General features: G+C 74.0%; 17 protein-coding genes and 1 riboswitch. Of the genes, 12 read left to right on the top strand and 5 right to left on the bottom strand.

From position 1 onward, the window contains the following. Window positions 1–13: 13 nt before the first annotated feature. Together QWJ13_RS05305 and QWJ13_RS05300 are read right to left on the bottom strand one after the other, a co-directional pair. Window positions 14–295 carry an Lrp/AsnC family transcriptional regulator gene (locus QWJ13_RS05305; RefSeq protein WP_316520838.1) on the bottom strand — a complete coding sequence of 94 codons (282 nt, stop codon included), beginning with the start codon at window positions 293–295 and terminating at the stop codon, window positions 14–16. 41 nt (window positions 296–336) lie between these two features. Further along, a complete protein-coding gene (locus tag QWJ13_RS05300) occupies window positions 337–1,119 on the bottom strand; it encodes a rhomboid family intramembrane serine protease (RefSeq protein WP_316520836.1) in 783 nt (260 codons plus the stop codon). Window positions 1,120–1,320: 201 nt separating this feature from the next. On the opposite strand from QWJ13_RS05300, the gene QWJ13_RS05295 reads away from it, so the two are divergent. The 6 genes from QWJ13_RS05295 (at window position 1,321) to QWJ13_RS05270 (ending at window position 8,391) form a co-directional block, all read left to right on the top strand. Next, window positions 1,321–1,584 (top strand): hypothetical protein, encoded by a 264-nt coding sequence (locus QWJ13_RS05295; RefSeq protein WP_316520834.1) that lies wholly within the window; start codon window positions 1,321–1,323, stop codon window positions 1,582–1,584. 133 nt (window positions 1,585–1,717) lie between these two features. After that, complete coding sequence (locus QWJ13_RS05290; protein WP_432277430.1) at window positions 1,718–3,112, top strand: NYN domain-containing protein; 1,395 nt, start codon at window positions 1,718–1,720, stop codon at window positions 3,110–3,112. 179 nt (window positions 3,113–3,291) lie between these two features. Then, window positions 3,292–4,329: a C40 family peptidase gene (locus QWJ13_RS05285; protein WP_316520832.1), complete on the top strand. Its 1,038-nt coding sequence runs from the start codon at window positions 3,292–3,294 to the stop codon at window positions 4,327–4,329. Between the two features lie 330 nt (window positions 4,330–4,659). After that, window positions 4,660–4,813, top strand: a riboswitch (cyclic di-AMP (ydaO/yuaA leader). Between the two features lie 10 nt (window positions 4,814–4,823). Beyond that, on the top strand, window positions 4,824–5,942 hold the full coding sequence (locus tag QWJ13_RS05280; protein ID WP_316520829.1) for a C40 family peptidase: 1,119 nt from the start codon (window positions 4,824–4,826) through the stop codon (window positions 5,940–5,942). A gap of 227 nt (window positions 5,943–6,169) precedes the next feature. Next, entirely contained in the window at window positions 6,170–7,216 is a 1,047-nt protein-coding gene (locus tag QWJ13_RS05275; protein ID WP_316520828.1) for a C40 family peptidase, read from the top strand. A gap of 143 nt (window positions 7,217–7,359) precedes the next feature. Further along, window positions 7,360–8,391: a hypothetical protein gene (locus QWJ13_RS05270; RefSeq protein ID WP_316520827.1), complete on the top strand. Its 1,032-nt coding sequence runs from the start codon at window positions 7,360–7,362 to the stop codon at window positions 8,389–8,391. 20 nt (window positions 8,392–8,411) lie between these two features. On the opposite strand, the gene QWJ13_RS05265 is transcribed toward QWJ13_RS05270, so the two are convergent. Continuing rightward, window positions 8,412–9,782: a glycosyltransferase 87 family protein gene (locus QWJ13_RS05265; protein ID WP_316520826.1), complete on the bottom strand. Its 1,371-nt coding sequence runs from the start codon at window positions 9,780–9,782 to the stop codon at window positions 8,412–8,414. 211 nt (window positions 9,783–9,993) lie between these two features. On the opposite strand from QWJ13_RS05265, the gene QWJ13_RS05260 reads away from it, so the two are divergent. Beyond that, window positions 9,994–11,145, top strand: a complete 1,152-nt coding sequence (locus QWJ13_RS05260; protein ID WP_316520824.1) for a glycosyltransferase family 4 protein — start codon at window positions 9,994–9,996, stop codon at window positions 11,143–11,145. 51 nt (window positions 11,146–11,196) lie between these two features. On the opposite strand, the gene QWJ13_RS05255 is transcribed toward QWJ13_RS05260, so the two are convergent. Beyond that, the gene (locus QWJ13_RS05255) at window positions 11,197–12,990 is read right to left on the bottom strand and encodes an AMP-dependent synthetase/ligase (protein WP_316520822.1); all 1,794 of its coding nucleotides are present in this window, start codon (window positions 12,988–12,990) and stop codon (window positions 11,197–11,199) included. A 313-nt stretch (window positions 12,991–13,303) separates the two neighbouring features. On the opposite strand from QWJ13_RS05255, the gene QWJ13_RS05250 reads away from it, so the two are divergent. From QWJ13_RS05250 to QWJ13_RS05230, 5 genes are all read left to right on the top strand, one after another. After that, entirely contained in the window at window positions 13,304–13,756 is a 453-nt protein-coding gene (locus tag QWJ13_RS05250) for an SRPBCC family protein (RefSeq protein WP_316520821.1), read from the top strand. Window positions 13,757–13,787: 31 nt separating this feature from the next. Continuing rightward, window positions 13,788–14,960, top strand: coding sequence for an ArsA family ATPase (locus tag QWJ13_RS05245; protein WP_316520819.1), 1,173 nt, complete (start codon window positions 13,788–13,790; stop codon window positions 14,958–14,960). Window positions 14,961–15,105: 145 nt separating this feature from the next. Further along, window positions 15,106–15,573, top strand: coding sequence for a DUF5304 family protein (locus QWJ13_RS05240; protein ID WP_316520817.1), 468 nt, complete (start codon window positions 15,106–15,108; stop codon window positions 15,571–15,573). Between the two features lie 191 nt (window positions 15,574–15,764). Further along, window positions 15,765–16,709, top strand: a complete 945-nt coding sequence (locus QWJ13_RS05235; protein WP_316520816.1) for an ROK family glucokinase — start codon at window positions 15,765–15,767, stop codon at window positions 16,707–16,709. A 131-nt stretch (window positions 16,710–16,840) separates the two neighbouring features. Then, window positions 16,841–17,626: an endonuclease/exonuclease/phosphatase family protein gene (locus QWJ13_RS05230; protein WP_316520814.1), complete on the top strand. Its 786-nt coding sequence runs from the start codon at window positions 16,841–16,843 to the stop codon at window positions 17,624–17,626. Window positions 17,627–17,670: 44 nt separating this feature from the next. Here QWJ13_RS05230 and QWJ13_RS05225 read toward each other — a convergent pair whose 3' ends face one another. After that, window positions 17,671–18,483: a hypothetical protein gene (locus QWJ13_RS05225; protein ID WP_316520813.1), complete on the bottom strand. Its 813-nt coding sequence runs from the start codon at window positions 18,481–18,483 to the stop codon at window positions 17,671–17,673. Window positions 18,484–18,488: the final 5 nt, after the last annotated feature.

Below are 18,488 nucleotides of genomic sequence, written 5' to 3'. Positions count from 1 at the left end.
GCCACTCGTTCGGCTACTCGTCCAGGCCGAGGGCGAAGGCGGCTTCCAGGTCGTGCTGGGAGTAGGTGCGGAAGGCGATCTGGGTCTCGGTGTCGGCCACCCCCGGGACCTTGTTGAGCCGGCCCGGGATGACCTCGGCCAGGTCGTCGTGCCGGCGCACCCGCACCATCGCCACCAGGTTGTAGCCGCCGGTCACCGAGTAGACCTCGCTCACGCCCTCGATGGCGGCGATGGACTCGGCGATCTCCGGGATGCGGTCGACACTGGTCTTGATCAGGACGATGGCGGTGATCACTGTTCGGGCTCCTTTGTGAGGTCCCGCCAGCGTATCGGGCGTCAGCCGGGTCGTCGCGGGGGGTGGCGGGCCGCGAGGCAGGCGAGCAGGAACCCGGCGGAGAAGCCGATCACGTGGACCAGGTACGCCACCCCCGGGCCGGCCGAGTGCACCGACCACCACTGGAGGGCGAACCAGAGGCCGAGCACCAGCCAGGCCGGGAAGCGCAGCGGCAGGAAGAACAGCAGCGGGACGAGGGTGGTCACCCGGGCCCGGGGGTGGAAGCGCAGATAGGCGCCGAGGACGGCGGAGATCGCGCCGGAGGCCCCGATGAGCACCCGGGTGGCGTCCGGCGAGTGCGCCTCGGCGAGCGCGAAGCCGTACGTGCTCAGGCAGCCGGCCGCCAGGTAGAACACGGCGTACCGGGCCCGGCCCAGCCGCTGTTCGACGGTGGGGCCGAAGACGTGGAGGAAGAGCAGGTTCCCCAGCAGGTGCAGCCAGCCGGCGTGGAGGAAGAGGCCGGTGAGCGCGGACAGGGCCGGGTGCTTGCCGGGGATCGGGGCGGCCGGGCAGCCGGGGACCGGGTCGGGGGCCTCGGCCAGTTGTTCGGCGGTCAGCGGCCGGCCGGACAGCAGTTCGGCCGGGACGGCGCCCCAGCGCTGCTCGTACCGCTGCTCCGCGCAGACCCGGGTCTGGCCGCTGCCGTACAGCGGGTTGAGCCCGGCGGCCGGGCCGAGCAGGAAGACCAGGGTGTTGAGCGCGATCAGGGCGTAGGTGACCGTGAGGAGGGTGGCCGCCCGGTGTCGGCCCCGGGCGGCGGTGTGGTCGGGGACCGCGATCGCCATGCGGCCAAGCATCCCTCCGGGCGCCGCAGGTGACACGGCGGTTTACGGCAGGTGGACCAGCGCGGGTGTTCGGGCAACCGGTGGTCGCGGCGGTTGCCCCAGGCAATAGGCTGGGGGCGGGCGATCCCGCCTCCCGCCGCCGACGCCGGGGCTCCGGGGGGAGTGCCCAGCCCGACCTGGGACCACCCGAGAGGACCCCCGATGACCGTCCCCGCCCTGACCGCTGAGACGCGCTGGCGCTGCACCCTGTGCGGCAACCTCACCCGCTTCGACGTGACCCGCACCGCGCGGGTGACCGAGTTCCTGCACTTCGACCTGTCCGGCGAGTCCAAGGTCGAGGAGACCGAGGTGCTCAGCGAGACCATCGAGTCGGTGCGCTGCCGCTGGTGCAACGCGGTGGACCAGGTCGAGCTGGTGGCCCGCCCGGGGGCCGAGGACGCGGAGGCCCCCGCCGAGCAGGGCTGATCCCCGGCGGTGCGGCGGGCGGTGCGCGACACCCCCGTCCGCCGCACGGGACAATACAGAACAAGACGCACGGAGCGTGACGACAGGGGCGGCAGCGGCCGTACCCCGCTGGACCAGGATCGGAGCCGAGGACGTGGTGGACGCAGCGAAGGAGCCCGGCGAAGCCCAGGGGCTTCAGCCAGCTGCGGCCGAGGCCCCGGCCGAGGCGGAGCGCGTCGTCGAGAAGCTCGACCGGCCGCTGCCCGAGGGGGTGCGCCGGCGGGTGGTCGGGCTGGCCTCGGACGCGCTCGGCGGGCTGCCGTCGGCCGAGCTCCCGCAGAGCCTGCGTCAGTACGTGAAGTTCACCCCGGCGCGGCGGGCCAAGTACGCGGCCACCGCGCTGGCGGCGGCGCTGGAGGCGGAGCCGGCCTTCCGGGTACGGATAGCGGAGCGGTTGCGGCTGGGGCAGCCGGACCTGGTGAAGGCGCTGGAGTCGGGCACCGTCCCGAGCGCCGCCGATCCGATGGACGTCGCGGCCGCCGCCTACCTGGTGCGGTCGGCGGGCTGGAGCCGGCTGGTGGCCGAGGCCGGCGAGGAGGCCGAGCGGGCCGGCGCCGAGGACGCGGCCGCGGAGGCGGCCCGGCTGGTGGAGAAGCTCCAGGCGGAGCTGGCCGAGCTGCGGGCCTCCGGGCGGGCGGACCTGGACCGGCAGCGGGCCGAGTCCGACGGCGTCCGCAAGGAGGCCGAGTCGCTGCGCAAGAAGGTGCGGTCGCTGGAGAGCGACACCCGCCGGGCGCAGGCCGAGGCCCGTCGGGTGACCGGGGAGCTGGAGGCCGTGAAGGCGCAGGCCGCGGCCGAGCGCAGCGCGGCCGAGATCGAGGCGCGCCGGCTGCGGCACCGGGTCTCCGAGCTGGAGAACGCGGCCGAGCAGGGCCGCCGGTCGGCGCGGGAGGGGCGCAGCGTCGAGGACATGCGGCTGCGGCTGCTGCTGGACACCGTGTTGCAGTCGGCCCAGGGGCTCCAGCGGGAGCTGGCGCTGCCGGTCTCCCAGATCCGCCCGGCGGACCTGGTGGAGGCGGTGGTGCCGGGAGCGGCCTCGCCGCACGACGTGGCCCGGCGCGGGCTGGCCGAGGACGATCCGGCGCTGCTGGACCAGCTGCTGGCGATCCCCCAGGTGCACCTGGTGGTGGACGGCTACAACGTGACCAAGACCGGCTATCCGACGCTGCCGCTGGAGCAGCAGCGGATCCGGCTGCTGGGCGGGCTGGCGATGCTGGCCCAGCGCACCCAGGCGGAGGTCACCTGTGTGTTCGACGGGCAGGACCTGGACGTCCCGGTGATCATGGCGCCGCCGCGCGGGGTCCGGGTGCGGTTCAGCCGGACCGGGGAGACGGCCGACGAGCTGATCCGCCGTCTGGTGCGGGCCGAGCCGCAGGGCCGTCCGGTGGTGGTGGTGTCCACCGACCGGGAGGTCGCGGACGGCGTGCGCAAGGCGGGTGCGCGCCCGGTGGCGTCGGTGCTGCTGCTGAACCGGCTGGCCCGGCCCTGAGCCCGAATTCGCGGGTGTGGTGAGGGTCGGTCAGGAAACGTGAAGTCAGCGTGGTGAACGGATTTCACGCGTTCGGGGGAGTGGCAGAACCGATAGAACTTCACTAGGGTCTGGTGTCAAACCTATTTTCGGGAATCTCATCCCATCAGGTGAGTCCGTTGGAAGAAGGAGCCGGTCCCTTGGCCTCCCACCGCCGTCCCAAGCAGCCGAGCCGCGCGCGGATCTCCGTGCTCACCGCTGCCGCTGCGACCGCGGTCGCCCTCTCCGCCCAGGTGGCCGCACACGCCGCGCCCCAGCCGAACAAGGCGGACGTCAAGGCGCAGATCGACCAGCTCCAGGAGGAGCAGGAGCAGGCGGCCGAGAAGTACAACGGCGCCAAGGAGCGGGCCGACCAGCTGCGCAAGCAGGCCGACCAGCTCCAGGACCAGGTGGCCCGCGGCCAGGAGGAGATGACCCAGCTCCAGGGTGGCCTCGCCGAGGTGGCGGGCGAGCAGTACCGCACCGGCGGCATCGACGCGTCCGTCCAGCTGATGCTCTCCTCCGACCCCTCCGGCTACCTGGAGAAGGCCTCCACCATCCAGCAGGCCAGCACCAGTCAGGCCGAGGCGCTCAAGGGGCTGCTGGACCAGCAGCGCCGGCTGGACCAGGAGAAGGCCGAGGCGGCCGCGGTGCTCGCCTCCCTGGACACCACCACCAAGGACCTGAACCAGGCCAAGTCGGACGTCAACGCCAAGCTGAAGGCCGCCCAGGACCTGCTGAACTCGCTCAGCGCCGCCGACCGTGCCGCGCTGAAGGCCCAGGAGACGCAGGACGACCGCGCCTCGCGCGGCAGCGACCGGGTGGACCTCGGCAACCTGCCGGCGGCCAGCGGCTACGCGGCCACCGCGGTGTCCAAGGCGATGGGCAAGCAGGGCTCGCCGTACGTCTGGGGCGCCACCGGGTCGACCACCTTCGACTGCTCGGGCCTGATGGTCTGGGCGTACGGGCAGGCCGGCGTCTCGCTGCCGCGCACCTCGCAGGAGCAGGGCCACTACGGCACCCGGGTGCCCTCGCTGAACGAGGCCCAGCCGGGCGACCTGGTGGTCTACGGCTCGGACATGCACCACGTCGGGATGTACATCGGCAACGGCATGGTGGTCCACGCGCCGCACACCGGTGACGTGGTGAAGGTGATGAAGGCCGACGCGATGCCGATCAACACCATCCGCCGGGTCTGACGGCCCGACACGCCCGCGCGAGCAGTTGTGACCAGCGCCACCTCCGTTCGGGGGTGGCGTTCGGGTTTTCAAACCCTTTTGCGGTCGAATGCTGAGAACTGATCAGCCTTGCGTGTACCAGTGGTCACCATCGGTCATTTTCACAAAAGAACTTGGGTAATCTTCGGTCTTTTTTCTGACAAGGATTTGAACGGATCACGGTTCAGTTACTAGGGTCGAGCCTTGGACCACCGCACTGTCGATCGCCCAGCCAGGGTGGCGGCGGTGGTCTCCGCCGAGTTCGCGAGGCAGCGGGGCAGGTCGAAGCGACTGCCCGACAGGGGAGCCCAGCAATTGGGGGCGCTGCGGAGCGGAGCCGGGGAACCATGTTCCTCCGGGGTGAATCGGCGCCAGGTCGGCCGCTGGAGCGGCCGTGAGGCGTCGTAGGGCATGCTTCCGGCCCGAACCCGTCAGCTCACCCGGTAGGCGGACGTAGGAAGAAGGAGCCCGCCTTCGTGGCGTCCCATCGTCGTCCCAAGCCCGCCGGCCGCGCCCGCGTCTCGATCATGACCGGTCTCGCCGCCGCGGCCGTCGCCCTCTCCGCGCAGTCCGGCGCCCACGCCGACCCGCAGCCGACCAAGGAACAGGTCAAGGAGCAGGTCGACCAGTACAACGAGCAGGCCGAGGTCGCGACCGAGAAGTACAACGCCTCGCTGGAGAAGCAGCAGGAGCTGGAGAAGCAGGTCTCCGGCCTCCAGGACCAGGTGGCCCGTCAGCAGGCCCAGGTGACCGAGCTCCAGGGCGGACTCGCCGAGATCGCCGGCGAGCAGTACCGCAACGGCGGCATCTCGCCGACCGTCCAGCTGATGTTCTCCTCCAGCCCGGACACCTTCCTGAACCAGGCCGGTGCGCTGAACCAGGCCGGGGACACCCAGAAGAACCAGCTGAAGCAGCTCCAGGAGCAGCAGCGCAAGCTGGACCAGGACCGCACCGAGGCCCAGAACAAGCTCGCGGAGCTGGACTCCACCACCACGCAGCTGAAGGCCTCCAAGGAGGAGGTCCAGAGCAAGCTGAAGGCTGCCCAGGACCTGTTCAACACGCTGTCCGAGCAGGAGCGCCAGGCGATCCAGCAGGCCGAGCAGAAGGCCGCCGCCGACGCCAAGGCCAAGGCGGACGCCGCCCAGGCGCAGCAGCAGGGCGCCGACCGCGCCTCGCGCGACAATGGCCGCAGCGACCTCTCGGCCCCCACGACCACCGCTCCGGTGAAGGTGGCCGCGGGCAGCTCGCGCGGTGCCGCCGCCCTCTCGTACGCCGCCTCCAAGATCGGCAGCCCGTACGTCTGGGGCGCCACCGGCCCGAGCTCCTTCGACTGCTCCGGCCTGATGGTCTGGGCGTACAACCAGGCGGGCGTGTCCCTGCCGCGCACCTCGCAGGCGCAGGCCGGGGCCGGTACCCGGATCGGCACGGACCTCTCCCAGGCCCAGCCCGGCGACCTGCTGATCTTCTACAGCGACGCCCACCACGTCGGCATCTACGCGGGCAACGGCCAGGTGCTGCACGCCCCCAAGCCGGGTGCGTCGGTGCGCTACGAGGCGGTCTCCAACATGCCGCTGGCCTCCATCGTGCGGGTCTGACACCTGCTCGAACGCCTCCAGGCCCGGTCTTCCCCAGGGAAGGCCGGGCCTGCGGCTTTGCGGCGCGGTCGAGCTGATGTCCGATTGGCGGTCGAATATTCGGGTTGGGAGGGGTTTGGACTCGCTTGCCCGGACTCGCTAACGTCTGCCACCGGACTTCCGCTCGACGCCGCCCGCAGTGGTGCGGCGGCGGGGGTCCGCGCCGCAGGATTGGAGTCGCCGCCGCCATGCCCGTGCACCGTCGTTCCCCACTGCTCGCCCGGGCGCTGGTGCTGACCGCGGCCGCCGCCACCGCGCTGGGCGTGGCCACCGGCGGCAGCGCCCAGGCCACCCCCGGCAGCCCGGACTCGACCGACCGCCAGGACGTCAAGGCGCAGGTGGAACAGCTGTACGACGAGGCCGAGCAGGCGTCCGAGAAGTACAACGCGGCGCAGGAGGCGCAGCGGCGCCTCCAGGGCGAGACCACCATCCTCCAGGGGGAGATCGCCCTCGCCCAGGACCAGCTCAACCAGCTGCGCGGCGACCTGGCGGCGGTGGCCGGAGCGGAGTACCGCGGCGGCGGGATGACCCAGACCGCCCAGCTGATCCTCTCGACCGACCCGGAGGGCTACCTGGCCCGCGCCCGCACCATGGGCCAGGCCGCCACCCGCCAGCAGGAGACCCTGCACGAGCTGCTCACCCGGCAGCGCCGGCTCGACCAGCGCCGCACCGAGGCGGCCGACAAGCTCGCCGAGCTGGACGAGACCCGCCGCTCGCTCGCCGACGGCAAGCAGCAGATCCAGCAGCGGCTGGCCGCGGCGCAGAAGCTGCTGAACGGCCTGGGCGCCGGCGAGCGGGCCCGGCTGGCGGCCCAGGACGCCCGGGACGCCGAGGACCGCGCCACCCGGGGCACCGACCGGCTGGACCTCGGCAACGCGCCGGCCGCCTCCGAGCGCGGGGCGGCCGCACTGGCGGCCGCGGTGCGGATGATCGGCTCGCCGTACGTCTACGGGGCCACCGGGCCGCACGCGTTCGACTGCTCCGGTCTGATGTACTACAGCTGGCGGCAGGCCGGAGTGACCCTGCCGCGCACCTCGCAGGCCCAGGCGTACGCCGGGCAGCGGATCAGCCTGTCCGAAGCGCGACCGGGAGACCTGGTGATCTTCTACCGGGACATGCACCACGTCGGCATGTACGCCGGCGGCGGGGTGATCGTGCACGCCCCCCGCCCGGGCGCCAAGGTCCGCTACGAGAGCGTCACCGCGATGCCGGTCTCCGGGGTGGTCCGGCTCTGAGCACTCCCGCCCGGATACCCCGCCGCCCGCTGTCCCGGCGCGGCGCGCTGCTGCTCGCGGCCGGCGGGCTGGCCCAGCTGTCGCTGCCGCCGGCCGCCCCGTCGGCGGTGCCCGCGGCGCGCTCGGCGGACCGGCGTGCCGAGGTGGCCGCGGCCCTGGCGCGGCGGGCGGGTTCGGCGCCGCCCTGGGCCGGGCTGCCGGTGGCCGAGGCGGAGTACCGCAACCTGGTGCTCGCCGGCTCCGGCGGGCCGGAGCGGCTGACCGCCGCCGCCGACCTGGCGGTGCGGATCGCCGGGTACGACGCGTACCCGGTGGTGTACCCGCGCCGGATCGAGCTGGCCCTGACCGGGGACGGCTGGCGGGTCGAGCGCGAGGAGAGCGCGAGCGGCCCGCCCGCGCCGTGGGACTTCGGGCCGCTCCGCGCGGCGCCGGGCGCGCACTGCCTGGTGCTCGGGCCCGCCGCCGGCCCCGATCCGGCCGAGCTGGTCGCGGTGGGGGACCGGGCGGTGCCCGCCGTCTCCGAGGTCTGGGGCAGCGCCTGGGCCGGGCGGCTGCTGCTGGAGCGGCCGGCCACCGAGGAGTCGTTCGCCCGGCTGCTGGACGGCGACCCGGCCGACTGGACGGGCATGGCGGCGGTCACCGTGGCCGCCCCCGGCGCGCCCTGGCACACCCCGGCGGACCGGGTGCTGGTCAACCCGCAGGCGTACGGGCGGCTCAGCGACTTCGGCCGCCAGGTGGTCGTCACCCACGAGGCCACCCACGTCGCGACCAGGGCCGACACCCGGGCCTGGACCCCGATGTGGCTCTCCGAGGGCGCCGCCGACTGGACCGCCTACCGGGACTCCGGCCGCGGCCCGCGGCAGATCGCCCCCGAGCTGGCCCGGGACGTCGCCGCCGGGAAGCTGCCCACCGCACTGCCCGCCGACCGGGACTTCACCGCCGGTGCGAGCGGCATCGCCCAGGCCTACGAGCAGTCCTGGCTGGCCTGCGAGCTGATCGCCCGCGACCACGGGCCGCAGCGGCTGGTGGCCTTCTACCGGGCCGTCGGCGCGGCCGACGGGCACGGCGAGGACCGGGAGGGCCGGACCGACCGGCTGCTGCGCCGGGAGCTGGGCGTCGGCCTGGCGGAGTTCACCCGGCGCTGGCTGGAGCAGGTGGCGGCGCTGAAGGGCTGACCGGGGCGCGGCTCGGCGACTCAGCGGCGCTGTTCGGCCCGGGCACCCGGGTGGCCGATGCCGTCCAGCAGGTCCTGCTCGTAGGCGATGCCCGGGCGCACCGGGTAGCCGGCGGCCGGCAGCGCGGGGGGCTCGCGGTCCAGCACCACGGTCGGCGGCAGCGGGGCCTCGCCGCGGGTGGAGCGCCAGAGCCGGACGCAGGAGAGCACGGTCGCGGCCAGCAGCAGCAGGTTGCGCAGGGCCAGGACGGCGACCGCCGCCGGGCCGCTGGACAGGACCTGGGAGAACATGGTCGGGAATTCGAGGAGGGTCAGCGGACAGGCGAGCAGGATCAGCACCGCCACCGGTCGCTGGCTGGTGCCCCGTACGGTCAGGCAGACCGCCGCGATGCCGAGCAGCCAGACCAGGTACTGCGGGCTGATCACCCGGCTGGTCACCACGAAGATCAGCAGCGCGCACAGCGCCGCGTCGTACATGGTGGACGCGTTGCGGCGCTTGGAGGTGAAGCGCCACAGCAGCAGCCAGCCGAAGCCCAGCACGGTGCCGGCCATCATCACCTTGCTGATCACGCTGACCCACGGCCCGAGCATCTCGGGGGAGCCGTAGTTCATGGTGACCTTGCCGTCCCAGGCCCCGGCGAGCCGGGCGACGTGCAGCGGTAGCGCGCCGAGCGACTCGACCTCGATGCCGCGCTCCTTCTGGAAGGCCAGGAAGTCGAAGGCGCCGTTCATCCCGGCCGTCAGCAGGAAGCCGATCGAGACGGCGGTGGCGCCGGCCAGCGTCCAGGAGCGGCGGGTGCGGTGGCCGGAGGGGGTGCCGATCAGGCCGAGCAGCGGCCAGATCTTGACGATGCCGCCCAGGCCCAGCAGCACCCCGCCGAGGGCCGGGCGGCGGATCAGCGCCAGCAGGCCTGCCAGGGCGACCGCGGTGACGATGACATCGAAGCGGTTGTAGATCATCGGGCCGAGCAGCGGGACGCCCACCACCCAGATCCAGGCGCCGGTCAGCGCCCGGCCCCGGCGCAGGCCGGTGCGGATGAGCAGCGCGGCCGCGGCGGCGTCGGCGATCCCGCAGATCACCCAGAACGAGACCAGGTACGACCAGGGCAGCAGGCCGGGCAGCAGGATCACCAGGGCGGCGCCCGGCGGGTACTGCCAGGTCACGTCGTCGAACGGGAAGGTGCCGGTCTGGAGCACCCCGTACCAGGCGTGGTAGATCATCCAGACGTCGGCCGTGACGTCGCCGCCGGGCCCCTTCAGCACGCCGGTCGTCAGGAGCACCAGCAGGGTGCGGGTGGCCACCCAGGTGGCCCCGAGCGCGGCGAGCGCCCCGAGCGGGCGGCCGAGGCGGCCGCGCGAAGAGCCGGTCTCGGTGGCCGGGGCCAATTCCACTGCGCTCCCTCGTTCGTCTCGTACGTCCCCACCGGAGGCGTCGTACCGACGGACGCCCGGGCCGCGCGACGCGGCCTAGGTACTAGGACAGACCCGGGGGTCAAACGGTTGCCATGGACGGTTCCGTTCCCGGCGGGTCGTGGTGTTGACCTATCGTACGGATCACCCAGCGGTACACCGCGCACCCCCCGACCGAGCGAGCCGTGGCCTGATGCACAGAACCTTGATCGTCACCAATGACTTCCCGCCCCGCCCCGGTGGCATCCAGGCCTTCGTCCACAACATGGCCGTCCGTCAGCCCGCAGGCAGCGTCGTGGTCTACGCCTCGACCTGGCGGGACGGCAGCGAGGTGGCCCGCTTCGACGCCGAGCAGCCGTTCCCGGTGATCAGGGACCGGACGAAGGTGATGGTTCCCACACCGCGGGTCACCCGGCGGGCCGCCGAGATCCTGCGCGCGGAGAAGTGCGACTCGGTCTGGTTCGGCGCCGCCGCCCCGCTCGGGCTGATGGCGCCCGCGCTGCGCCGGGCCGGCGCCGGGCGGCAGCTCGGCATGACCCACGGGCACGAGGCCGCCTGGGCCCAGCTGCCGGTCTCCCGGCAGCTGCTGCGCCGGATCGGCGAGGGCACCGACGTGCTGACCTACCTGGGCGAGTACACCCGTTCCCGGATCGCCGCCGCGGTCGGGCCGCGGGCCGCGGCCCGGATGGTGCAGCTGCCGCCGGGCGTGGACGAGTCGACCTTCCACCCGGACTCCGGGGGCGCCGAGGTGCGCCGCCGGCTGGGGCTGGCGGACCGGCCGGTGGTGGTCTGCGTCTCCCGGCTGGTGCCGCGCAAGGGCCAGGACACCCTGATCGAGGCGATGCCGCAGATCCTCGCGGACGTGCCGGACGCGGTGCTGCTGATCGTCGGCGGCGGCCCGTACCGGGCGGACCTGGAGAAGCTGGTGGACGCCACCGGCGTACGGGCCTCGGTGCGGTTCACCGGCGCGGTGCCGTGGGAGGAACTGCCCGCCCACTACGGGGCCGGGGACGTCTTCGCGATGCCCTGCCGCACCCGGCGCGGGGGGCTGGACGTCGAGGGCCTGGGCATCGTCTACCTGGAGGCCTCGGCGACCGGCCTGCCGGTGGTCGCGGGGGACTCCGGCGGCGCGCCGGACGCGGTGCTGGAGGGCGAGACCGGGTACGTGGTGCCCGGCGGCTCGGCCGCGGCGGCGGCCGAGCGGATCGTCCGGCTGTTGCGGGACGAGGAGCTGCGGCGGCAGCTGGGCGAGGCCGGGCGGCGCTGGGTGGAGCGCTCCTGGCGCTGGGACCTGCTGGCCGGGCGGCTGACCTCGCTGCTGGCGAGCGACGGGCCGACGGGCTGAGACGGCGACGGGCCCCGCCCCCTTCCTGGGGAGGCGGGGCCCGTCACGGTCTCACTTCTGGTAGAGGGCCTCGATGTCGGCCGCGAAGTCCTTCAGCACGACGTTGCGCTTGAGCTTGAGCGAGGGCGTCAGGTGGCCGCTCTCCTCGGAGAACTCGGTGTCCAGCAGCCGGAACTTCTTGACCGCCTCGGCGTGCGAGACGGCCGCGTTGCCGTCGTCCACGGCGGCCTGGAGGGCGGCCAGCAGGTCCGGGTCGGTGGCGAGGTCGGCGATGGCGGCGTCGGCCGGCTTGCCGTTGAGCTCCTTCCACTTGGGGAAGAACTCCCGGTCGACGGTGATCAGGCAGGCGACGAAGGGCTTGCGGTCGCCGACCACCATGACCTCGCCGACCAGGGCGTGGCCGCGGATCCGGTCCTCGATCACGGCCGGGGCGACGTTCTTGCCGCCGGCGGTGACGATGATCTCCTTCTTGCGGCCGGTGATGGTCAGGTAGCCCTCGGAGTCCAGCGAGCCGAGGTCGCCGGTGGCGAACCAGCCGTCCTTGAGGGAGTCCGCGGTGGCCTGCGGGTTGTTCCAGTAGCCGGTGGAGATGTGCGGGCCCTTGAGTAGCACCTCGCCGTCCTCGGCGATCCGGACGGAGCAGCCGGGCACCGGCAGGCCGACCGTACCGATCTTCGGCTTGTCGCACGGGTTGAAGGCGGTGGCCGCGCAGGTCTCGGTCAGGCCGTAGCCCTCCAGGACGGTGAAGCCGATGCCGCGGTAGAAGTGGCCCAGACGCTCGCCGAGCGGGGCGCCGCCGGAGATGGCGTGGGTGGCCCGGCCGCCGAGCGCGGCGCGCAGCTTGCTGTAGACCAGCTTGTCGAAGACGGCGTGCTTGAGCCGCAGCACCAGGCCCGCGCCGCCGGCGTCCAGCGCGCGGCTGTAGGCGATCGCGGTCTCGGCGGCCTTGTCGAAGATCTTGCCCTTGCCGTCGGCCTGGGCCTTGGCGCGGGCGGTGTTGTAGACCTTCTCGAAGACCCTGGGCACGCCCAGGATCAGGGTCGGCTTGAAGGCGGCCAGCTCGGCGGTGACGTCCCGGATGTCGGAGACGTGGCCGAGCTTGATCGGGGCCATCGCCGGGGCGATCTCGGCGATCCGGCCGAGCACGTGGGCCAGCGGCAGGAAGAGCAGGACGGAGCTCTCGCCGGTCCGGAACAGCGGGGCCAGCTGCTCGACGACGTTGCCGCACTCGGCCAGGAAGTTGCCGTGCGTCAGCTGGCAGCCCTTCGGGCGGCCGGTGGTGCCCGAGGTGTAGACGATGGTGGCGACGTCGTCGGGGCCGGCGATCCGGCGGCGCTCGTGGACGGTCGCGTCCGGGACGTCCCGGCCGGCCTCGGCCAGCGCGGCGAGCGCGCCGCCCTCGATCTGCCAGGTGTGCTTCAGCTCCGGCAGCCGGTCGCGGACCTCGTCGACCACCTGGACGTGCTTGGCGGTCTCGGTGATCACGGCGACCGCGCCCGAGTCGCCGAGGATCCACTCGACCTGCTCGGCGGAGGAGGTCTCGTACACCGGCACGGTGACCGCGCCGGCCGTCCAGATCGCGAAGTCCAGCAGCGTCCACTCGTACCGGGTGCGGGACATGATGCCCACCCGGTCGCCGGGCTCGACGCCCGCGGCGATCAGGCCCTTCGCGGCGGCGTGCACCTCGGCCAGGAACTGGACCGAGGTCAGCTCCTGCCACTGGCCGTCGGCCTTGCGGCTGAGGACGGCGACGTCCGGGTGCTCCTCGGCGTTCCGGTGCACCGGGTCGGCGAGGTTGCCGTCGCTCGGTACCTGGTAGAGGGCCGGAAGGCTGAAGTCGAGCAAGACTGCTCCTCGTTCGCGACGCTGCGGGACGGCAGGACGTTACTGCCCGGTAGGCAGCTTCGACCAGGGGGGTTGGGTCCGGTGTTCGAAGTGTCACATCCGGCCGGGTCCGACCGGGCCGTGACCAGGTCGTTCGAATGGCACCCTACGGCAGCGTAGGGCGACCGGCCGGTAACATGCCCCCGCCCGCCGCACCGCGGCCGCCCGTCGCCGATCACCGGCCACAGGTCGCGATAGCCTGCTCCGGGCGGACCGGGCCGAGCGCGCCCCGGCCGGACCGGCAGTCAGAGGGACGAGGCGGAGGGCCATTTCCATGGCGGAGCACACCAGGTCGAGCATCACCATCGACGCGACCCCGGCCACGGTCATGGCCGTGATCGCCGACTTCGCGGCCTACCCGGCGTGGACCGGCGAGGTCAAGGAGATCGAGGTGCTGGAGACCGGGGACGACGGCCGCGCCGCCCAGGTCCGACTGCTGCTCGACGCCGGCGCCATCCGCGACGAGCACGTCCTCGCCTACACCTGGGACGGCGACCGCGAGGTCGGCTGGACCCTCGTCCGCAGCCAGATGCTCCGCTCGCTGGACGGCTCCTACACCCTCGCCCCGCTGGCCGGCGGCCGCACCGAGGTGACCTACCAGCTCGCCGTGGACGTCAAGATCCCGATGCTCGGCATGATCAAGCGCAAGGCCGAGAAGGTCATCATCGACCGCGCCCTGGCCGGCCTGAAGAAGCGCGTCGAGGACACCGCCGGCAAGAAGCCCTGACGCCGACACCACCGAAGGGGGGCCGGACGCAATGACGGCGACACGCACCATCCTGGTCAGCGGCGACGCGGGGGCGCCCACGGTGGCCGCCGCCACCGCCCTGCACGCCGCCCGGCGCGGCCACCGCACCTGGCTGCTGGCGGCCGACGACCCGCACCGCGCCCTGGACTCCGCCCTCGGCATCCGGCTGGAGCCCGAACCGCTGGGCTACGCGCCCGGCCTGACCGTCTCCCGGATCGACGAGCAGGCCGCCTTCCGCTACGCCGTCGGCGCGCTCACCGGCCGGCTCAAGCCCGCCCTGGACCTGCTCGGCGCCGAACAGCTCGACCCCGAGGAGCTCACCGCCCTCCCCGGCATCGCCCGGCTCGCCCTGCTGCGCGCCCTGCCCGCCGCCGACCAGGACGTCCTGGTCGTGCTCGCCCCGCCGCCCGCCGAGCTGATCGCCACCCTCGCCCTGCCCGAGCAGCTCGCCCGCTACCTGGACCGGCTCGTCCCCGAACAGCGGCAGGCCGCCCGGGCGCTGCGCCCGCTGCTGGCCGGGCTGGCCGGCGTCCCGATGCCCGCCGACTGGCTGTACGAGGGGCGCACCACGGCTGCCGCGGCGCTCGCCGAGTCCCGGGCCGCGATCACCGACCCCGGCACCAGCGTCCGGCTGGTCGTCCCGGCCGACGGCCACCCGTACGGGGAGCTGCGCCGGATCCGGGCCGGACTCGCGCTGCACGGGCACCGGCCGGACGCCGTGGTGGTGCACGGCGCGCTGCCCGAGGCCGCCGCCGCCTCGCCCGACCCCTGGCTGGCCGACCTGGCCCGCCGCCGGCAGGAGGAGCTGACCGCCCTCGCCGCCGAGACCGACGCCCCGGTGCTGGTCGGGGACCTGACCGACGTCACCCTGGAAGCCGTCGCCGACCGCCTCTACGGCGACGGCGACGGGCCCGAGCGGCTCGCCCCCGGGCACTGGCCGGTCGAGGACCGGCTCGCCGAGGACGGCCTGCTGGTCTGGCACCTCGACCTGCCCGGCGCCGACCGCGCCGAGCTGGACCTGGTCCGCCGGGGCGACGACCTGGTGGTCGGGCTCGGTGCCCACCGCCGGGTGCTCACCCTGCCCTCCGCGCTGCGCCGCTGCACCGTGGCCGGGGCGGGGCTGGCCGACGGGGTGCTCGCGGTGCGGTTCGCGCCGGATCCGGCGCTCTGGCCGCGGGGCTGACGGGGGCTATCGGCGCCTCCCGGGCTTTCCCGGGCTTTCCCGGGCTTTCCCCGGCCTTCCCGGGCTTTTCTTGGGCTCACGGCCGGTCGGGTAGCGTCGGGCCGGAGGGCCGCGGGGTGCGGCCACGGCTGAGGAGACGCCCGCGATGACCAGCACCGACGACCGCGCCGAGGACCGTACCGAGGGCCGTGCGGACGACCGCGCCGACGACCGCGCCGACAGCCGTACGGACGAGCGCCCCGAGGACCGCGCCGAGGGCCGTGCCGAGGACCGCGCCGAGCACCCGTTCGGGCCGGAGCTGGGCCCGCTGGTGGACGAGGTTCGCCGGTTCGCCGGCGCGCTCGGCGAGAAGGCCCAGGAGGCCGGCGCCACCACCCTGATCACCCTCTCCGGGATGGCCGACCGGCTGCGCACCCAGCAGCCGGAGGTCTACGCCCACCTCGCCGCCGTCGGCACCGGGCTGGCCACCGCGGGCACCGAGCTGCTGGCCGCCTACCGCGCCGCCGTGGCCGGGCACGAGAGCCGCTGGACCTCCGGGCAGGGCGCGCCGACCGAGAAGATCGACCTCGACGGTGACCTTGACGGGGCTGACGGGTCGTCCGCCAAGCAGTGAAACCGTGACTTCCGGACGGTGATCGCGTTGCTCTCATACGTCACGAAGAAGGAGATTAGATACGACTTTTGAAGCTTCGCGGCCCCGTCTCTCCTGGATTGCCTTCGGATAATGTATGCGAGGCTGTGTACGGGGGCCGGGTTGGGCGGTAGCGTTCCGCCCAGCGGAACGAGTGAATAGCTGAGGGACACATGGCTCTGACCATCGGCGTCGATGTCGGCGGGACCAAGATCGCGGCAGGTGTGGTCGACGAGGCGGGCGCGATCCTGTCCCGGACCAGGGTGCCCACCCCGGCCGACCCCCAGTGGGCGGTCGACGCCATCGCGCAGGCCGTGCGCGAGCTCAAGGAGGAGCACCCCGGCGTCACGGCGGTGGGCGTCGGTGCCCCCGGCTTCGTCGACAGCAACCGCTCCACGGTGATCTTCGCGCCCAACATCGACTGGGAGAACGAGCCGCTGCGCGGGCGGATCGAAGAGCTCACCGGCCTGTCCACCGTCGTCGAGAACGACGCCAACTGCGCCGCCTGGGCCGAGTTCCGCTTCGGCGCGGCCGCCGACCACCGCGACATGGTGCTGATCACCGTCGGCACCGGCATCGGCGGCGGCATCGTCCTGGACAGCCGGCTGCACCGCGGCCACTTCGGCGTGGCCGGCGAGATCGGCCACCTCAACATGGTCCCCGACGGCCTGACCTGCGGCTGCGGCGGCAAGGGCTGCTGGGAGCAGTACGGCTCCGGGCGGGCGCTGCGCCGCTACGGCCGGGAGAAGGCCGCCGCCGACCCGCGGCGCGGCCGCCGGATGCTGGAGCTCAACGACGGCGTGGCCGAGACCATCCGCGGCATCCACATCACCCAGGCCGCCGAGGAGGGCGACCCGCTCGCCCTGGAGTGCTACGCCGAGCTGGCCGACTGGCTGGGCCGCGGCATGGCCGACCTCGCCGCGCTGTTCGACCCGGGCGTCTTCGTGCTCGGCGGCGGCGTCTCCGACTCCGGCCGGCTGCTGCTCGACCCGGTCGCCAAGGCCTTCGAGCACTACCTGACCGGCGGGGTGCACCGCCCGCGCGCCGAGGTCGTCCTGGCCTCGATGGGCTCCGCGGCCGGCATCGTCGGCGCCGCGGACCTCGCGCGCACCGCCTGACACTCCCTCCAGCCCGCCGGCGGCGGTGCGACCCGGATCCCCGACCGATCCCGGACGCACCGCCGCCGTCGCGCGTCCCGGCGCCGCCGCGTACGGTCGGACCCGATCCGGTGACCGTCCAGGGGAGGACCATGACCGCCGTCGAAGCCGTCGAAGCCGTCGGGCCGCTGCCGCCGTCCGGTCCGGGCCGGCTGCGCCTGCTCAGCTACAACGTCCGCTCGCTGCGCGACGACCGGCGGGCGCTGGCCCGGGTGATCCGGGCCTGCGAGCCGGACCTGGTCTGCGTCCAGGAGGCCCCGCGCTACTGGCGGCCCGAGGGGCAGGCGGCCTGGCTGGCCCGGCGGACCGGGACGCGGGTGCTGGCCGGCGGCGGCCGCACCGCCGCCGGTCCGCTGCTGCTGGCCCGGCCCGGCGCGGTGGAGCGGCTGGGGGTGTACGACCGGCTGCTGCCCAAGACCCGCGGCCTGCACGCCCGGGGCTTCGCCACCGCGCTGCTGCGGCTGCCCGGCACGGCGCCGTTCACCGTCACCAGCTGCCACCTCAGCCTGGACCAGGCGGAGCGGTACGGGCAGTTCGAGCTGCTGCTCGATCAGCTCGGGATCGCCGAACTCGGCGTCGTGGCAGGGGACTTCAACGAGCATCCGGACGGCCCGGGTTGGCAGCTGCTGGCCTCCCGACTCCAGGACGGGCACCCGACGGCGCCCTGGGGAGGCGAGTTCACCTCCGTCCCGGAGCGCCCCTACCAGCGGATCGACGCCGTCTTCGCCACGCCCGGGATCACCGTCCTCGGCTGCGGGGTGCCGCACGGGCTGCCCGGCGTCACCGAGGCCGACCTGCGGGCCGCGACCGACCACCTGCCGGTGCTCGCCGTCCTCGAACTGCCGAGGACCTCGCCGAAGGGACTGCCGAAGGGCTAGACGACCGAAGGGTTGGACGACCGAAGGGCTAGACGACCGAAGGGCTAGACGACCGCGCCGTGGTCCGGGTCCTCCGGCTCGTCCTCGTCGCGGTCCTTCATCCGCGCGACCAGCGTGACGAAACCGCCGAGGAAGGCGGTGATCCCGACCCAGGCCGGCCAGCCGGAGATCTCCCGCCAGACCACCGCGTCGATCAGCAGCAGGGCGGGGCCGCCGAGCACCGCCAGCCAGGCGAACTTGGCGGTCACGTCGGCGGCCGGCAGCGGCGGGGGCTCCGGCGGGACGAAGTGGCCCTCGTCGGTCTCCTCGGCCAGCTCGAAGTCCCGCGGTCCGGCGCCGCCCGCCGGCATCACCGGCCGGCCGGAGCGGGGGCGGGGCTGCGGGGCGAGGCCGGACAGGTCGTCCAGGTCGGCGCGGCCGCCCGCCGGGTCGTCCTTGGGGCCGCCCTTGAGCTCGTTCTGCGCCCGGAGGTTCTCGACCTCCGGCCAGTTGGGGTTGTTGAGGTCGACCGGGTCGTCGAACTGGGCCACCAGGGCGGCGAAGATCTCGTCCTGCTCGGCCTGGCTGCGCTCGGGCGCGCGGCGCGCACGGCGCTCGGCGGGTGCCTCCGGTGCGGCGGCGTCCGCGGCCGGCTCCCCGGCGGCGTCCTGGACGGGCGGGGGCGTCGCGGCGCCGCCCGGGCCCGTACGGTCCGTCGGCGCGCCGCCCGGGCCCGTACGGTCCGTCGGCGCGCCGCCCGGGCCCGTACGGTCCGTCGGCGCGCCGCCCGGGGCGGCGGCGTTCGCCGCGCTGTCCTTGGTCGCGCCGTCCTCGCGGGGAGTCTCGTCCCCGCCGCCCGTCGTGCTGCTCTCGTGCACTTCCG

The sequence above is a fragment of the Kitasatospora brasiliensis genome (assembly GCF_032654805.1).
Lineage (GTDB): Bacteria > Actinomycetota > Actinomycetes > Streptomycetales > Streptomycetaceae > Kitasatospora > Kitasatospora brasiliensis.
The sequence above is the reverse complement of the archived record's forward strand: the minus strand, read 5'-3'. Positions and strand labels throughout refer to the sequence as shown.

Bases quoted from the DNA above. Each gene is read 5' to 3' on its own strand.
- QWJ13_RS05235 (WP_316520816.1), top strand. From the start codon at position 15,765: ATGGCTCTGACCATCGGCGTCGATGTCGGCGGGACCAAGATCGCGGCA.
- QWJ13_RS05250 (WP_316520821.1), top strand. From the start codon at position 13,304: ATGGCGGAGCACACCAGGTCGAGCATCACCATCGACGCGACCCCGGCC.
- QWJ13_RS05260 (WP_316520824.1), top strand. From the start codon at position 9,994: ATGCACAGAACCTTGATCGTCACCAATGACTTCCCGCCCCGCCCCGGT.
- QWJ13_RS05275 (WP_316520828.1), top strand. From the start codon at position 6,170: ATGCCCGTGCACCGTCGTTCCCCACTGCTCGCCCGGGCGCTGGTGCTG.
- QWJ13_RS05295 (WP_316520834.1), top strand. From the start codon at position 1,321: ATGACCGTCCCCGCCCTGACCGCTGAGACGCGCTGGCGCTGCACCCTG.
- QWJ13_RS05300 (WP_316520836.1), bottom strand. From the start codon at position 1,119: ATGGCGATCGCGGTCCCCGACCACACCGCCGCCCGGGGCCGACACCGG.
- QWJ13_RS05245 (WP_316520819.1), top strand. From the start codon at position 13,788: ATGACGGCGACACGCACCATCCTGGTCAGCGGCGACGCGGGGGCGCCC.
- QWJ13_RS05230 (WP_316520814.1), top strand. From the start codon at position 16,841: ATGACCGCCGTCGAAGCCGTCGAAGCCGTCGGGCCGCTGCCGCCGTCC.
- QWJ13_RS05240 (WP_316520817.1), top strand. From the start codon at position 15,106: ATGACCAGCACCGACGACCGCGCCGAGGACCGTACCGAGGGCCGTGCG.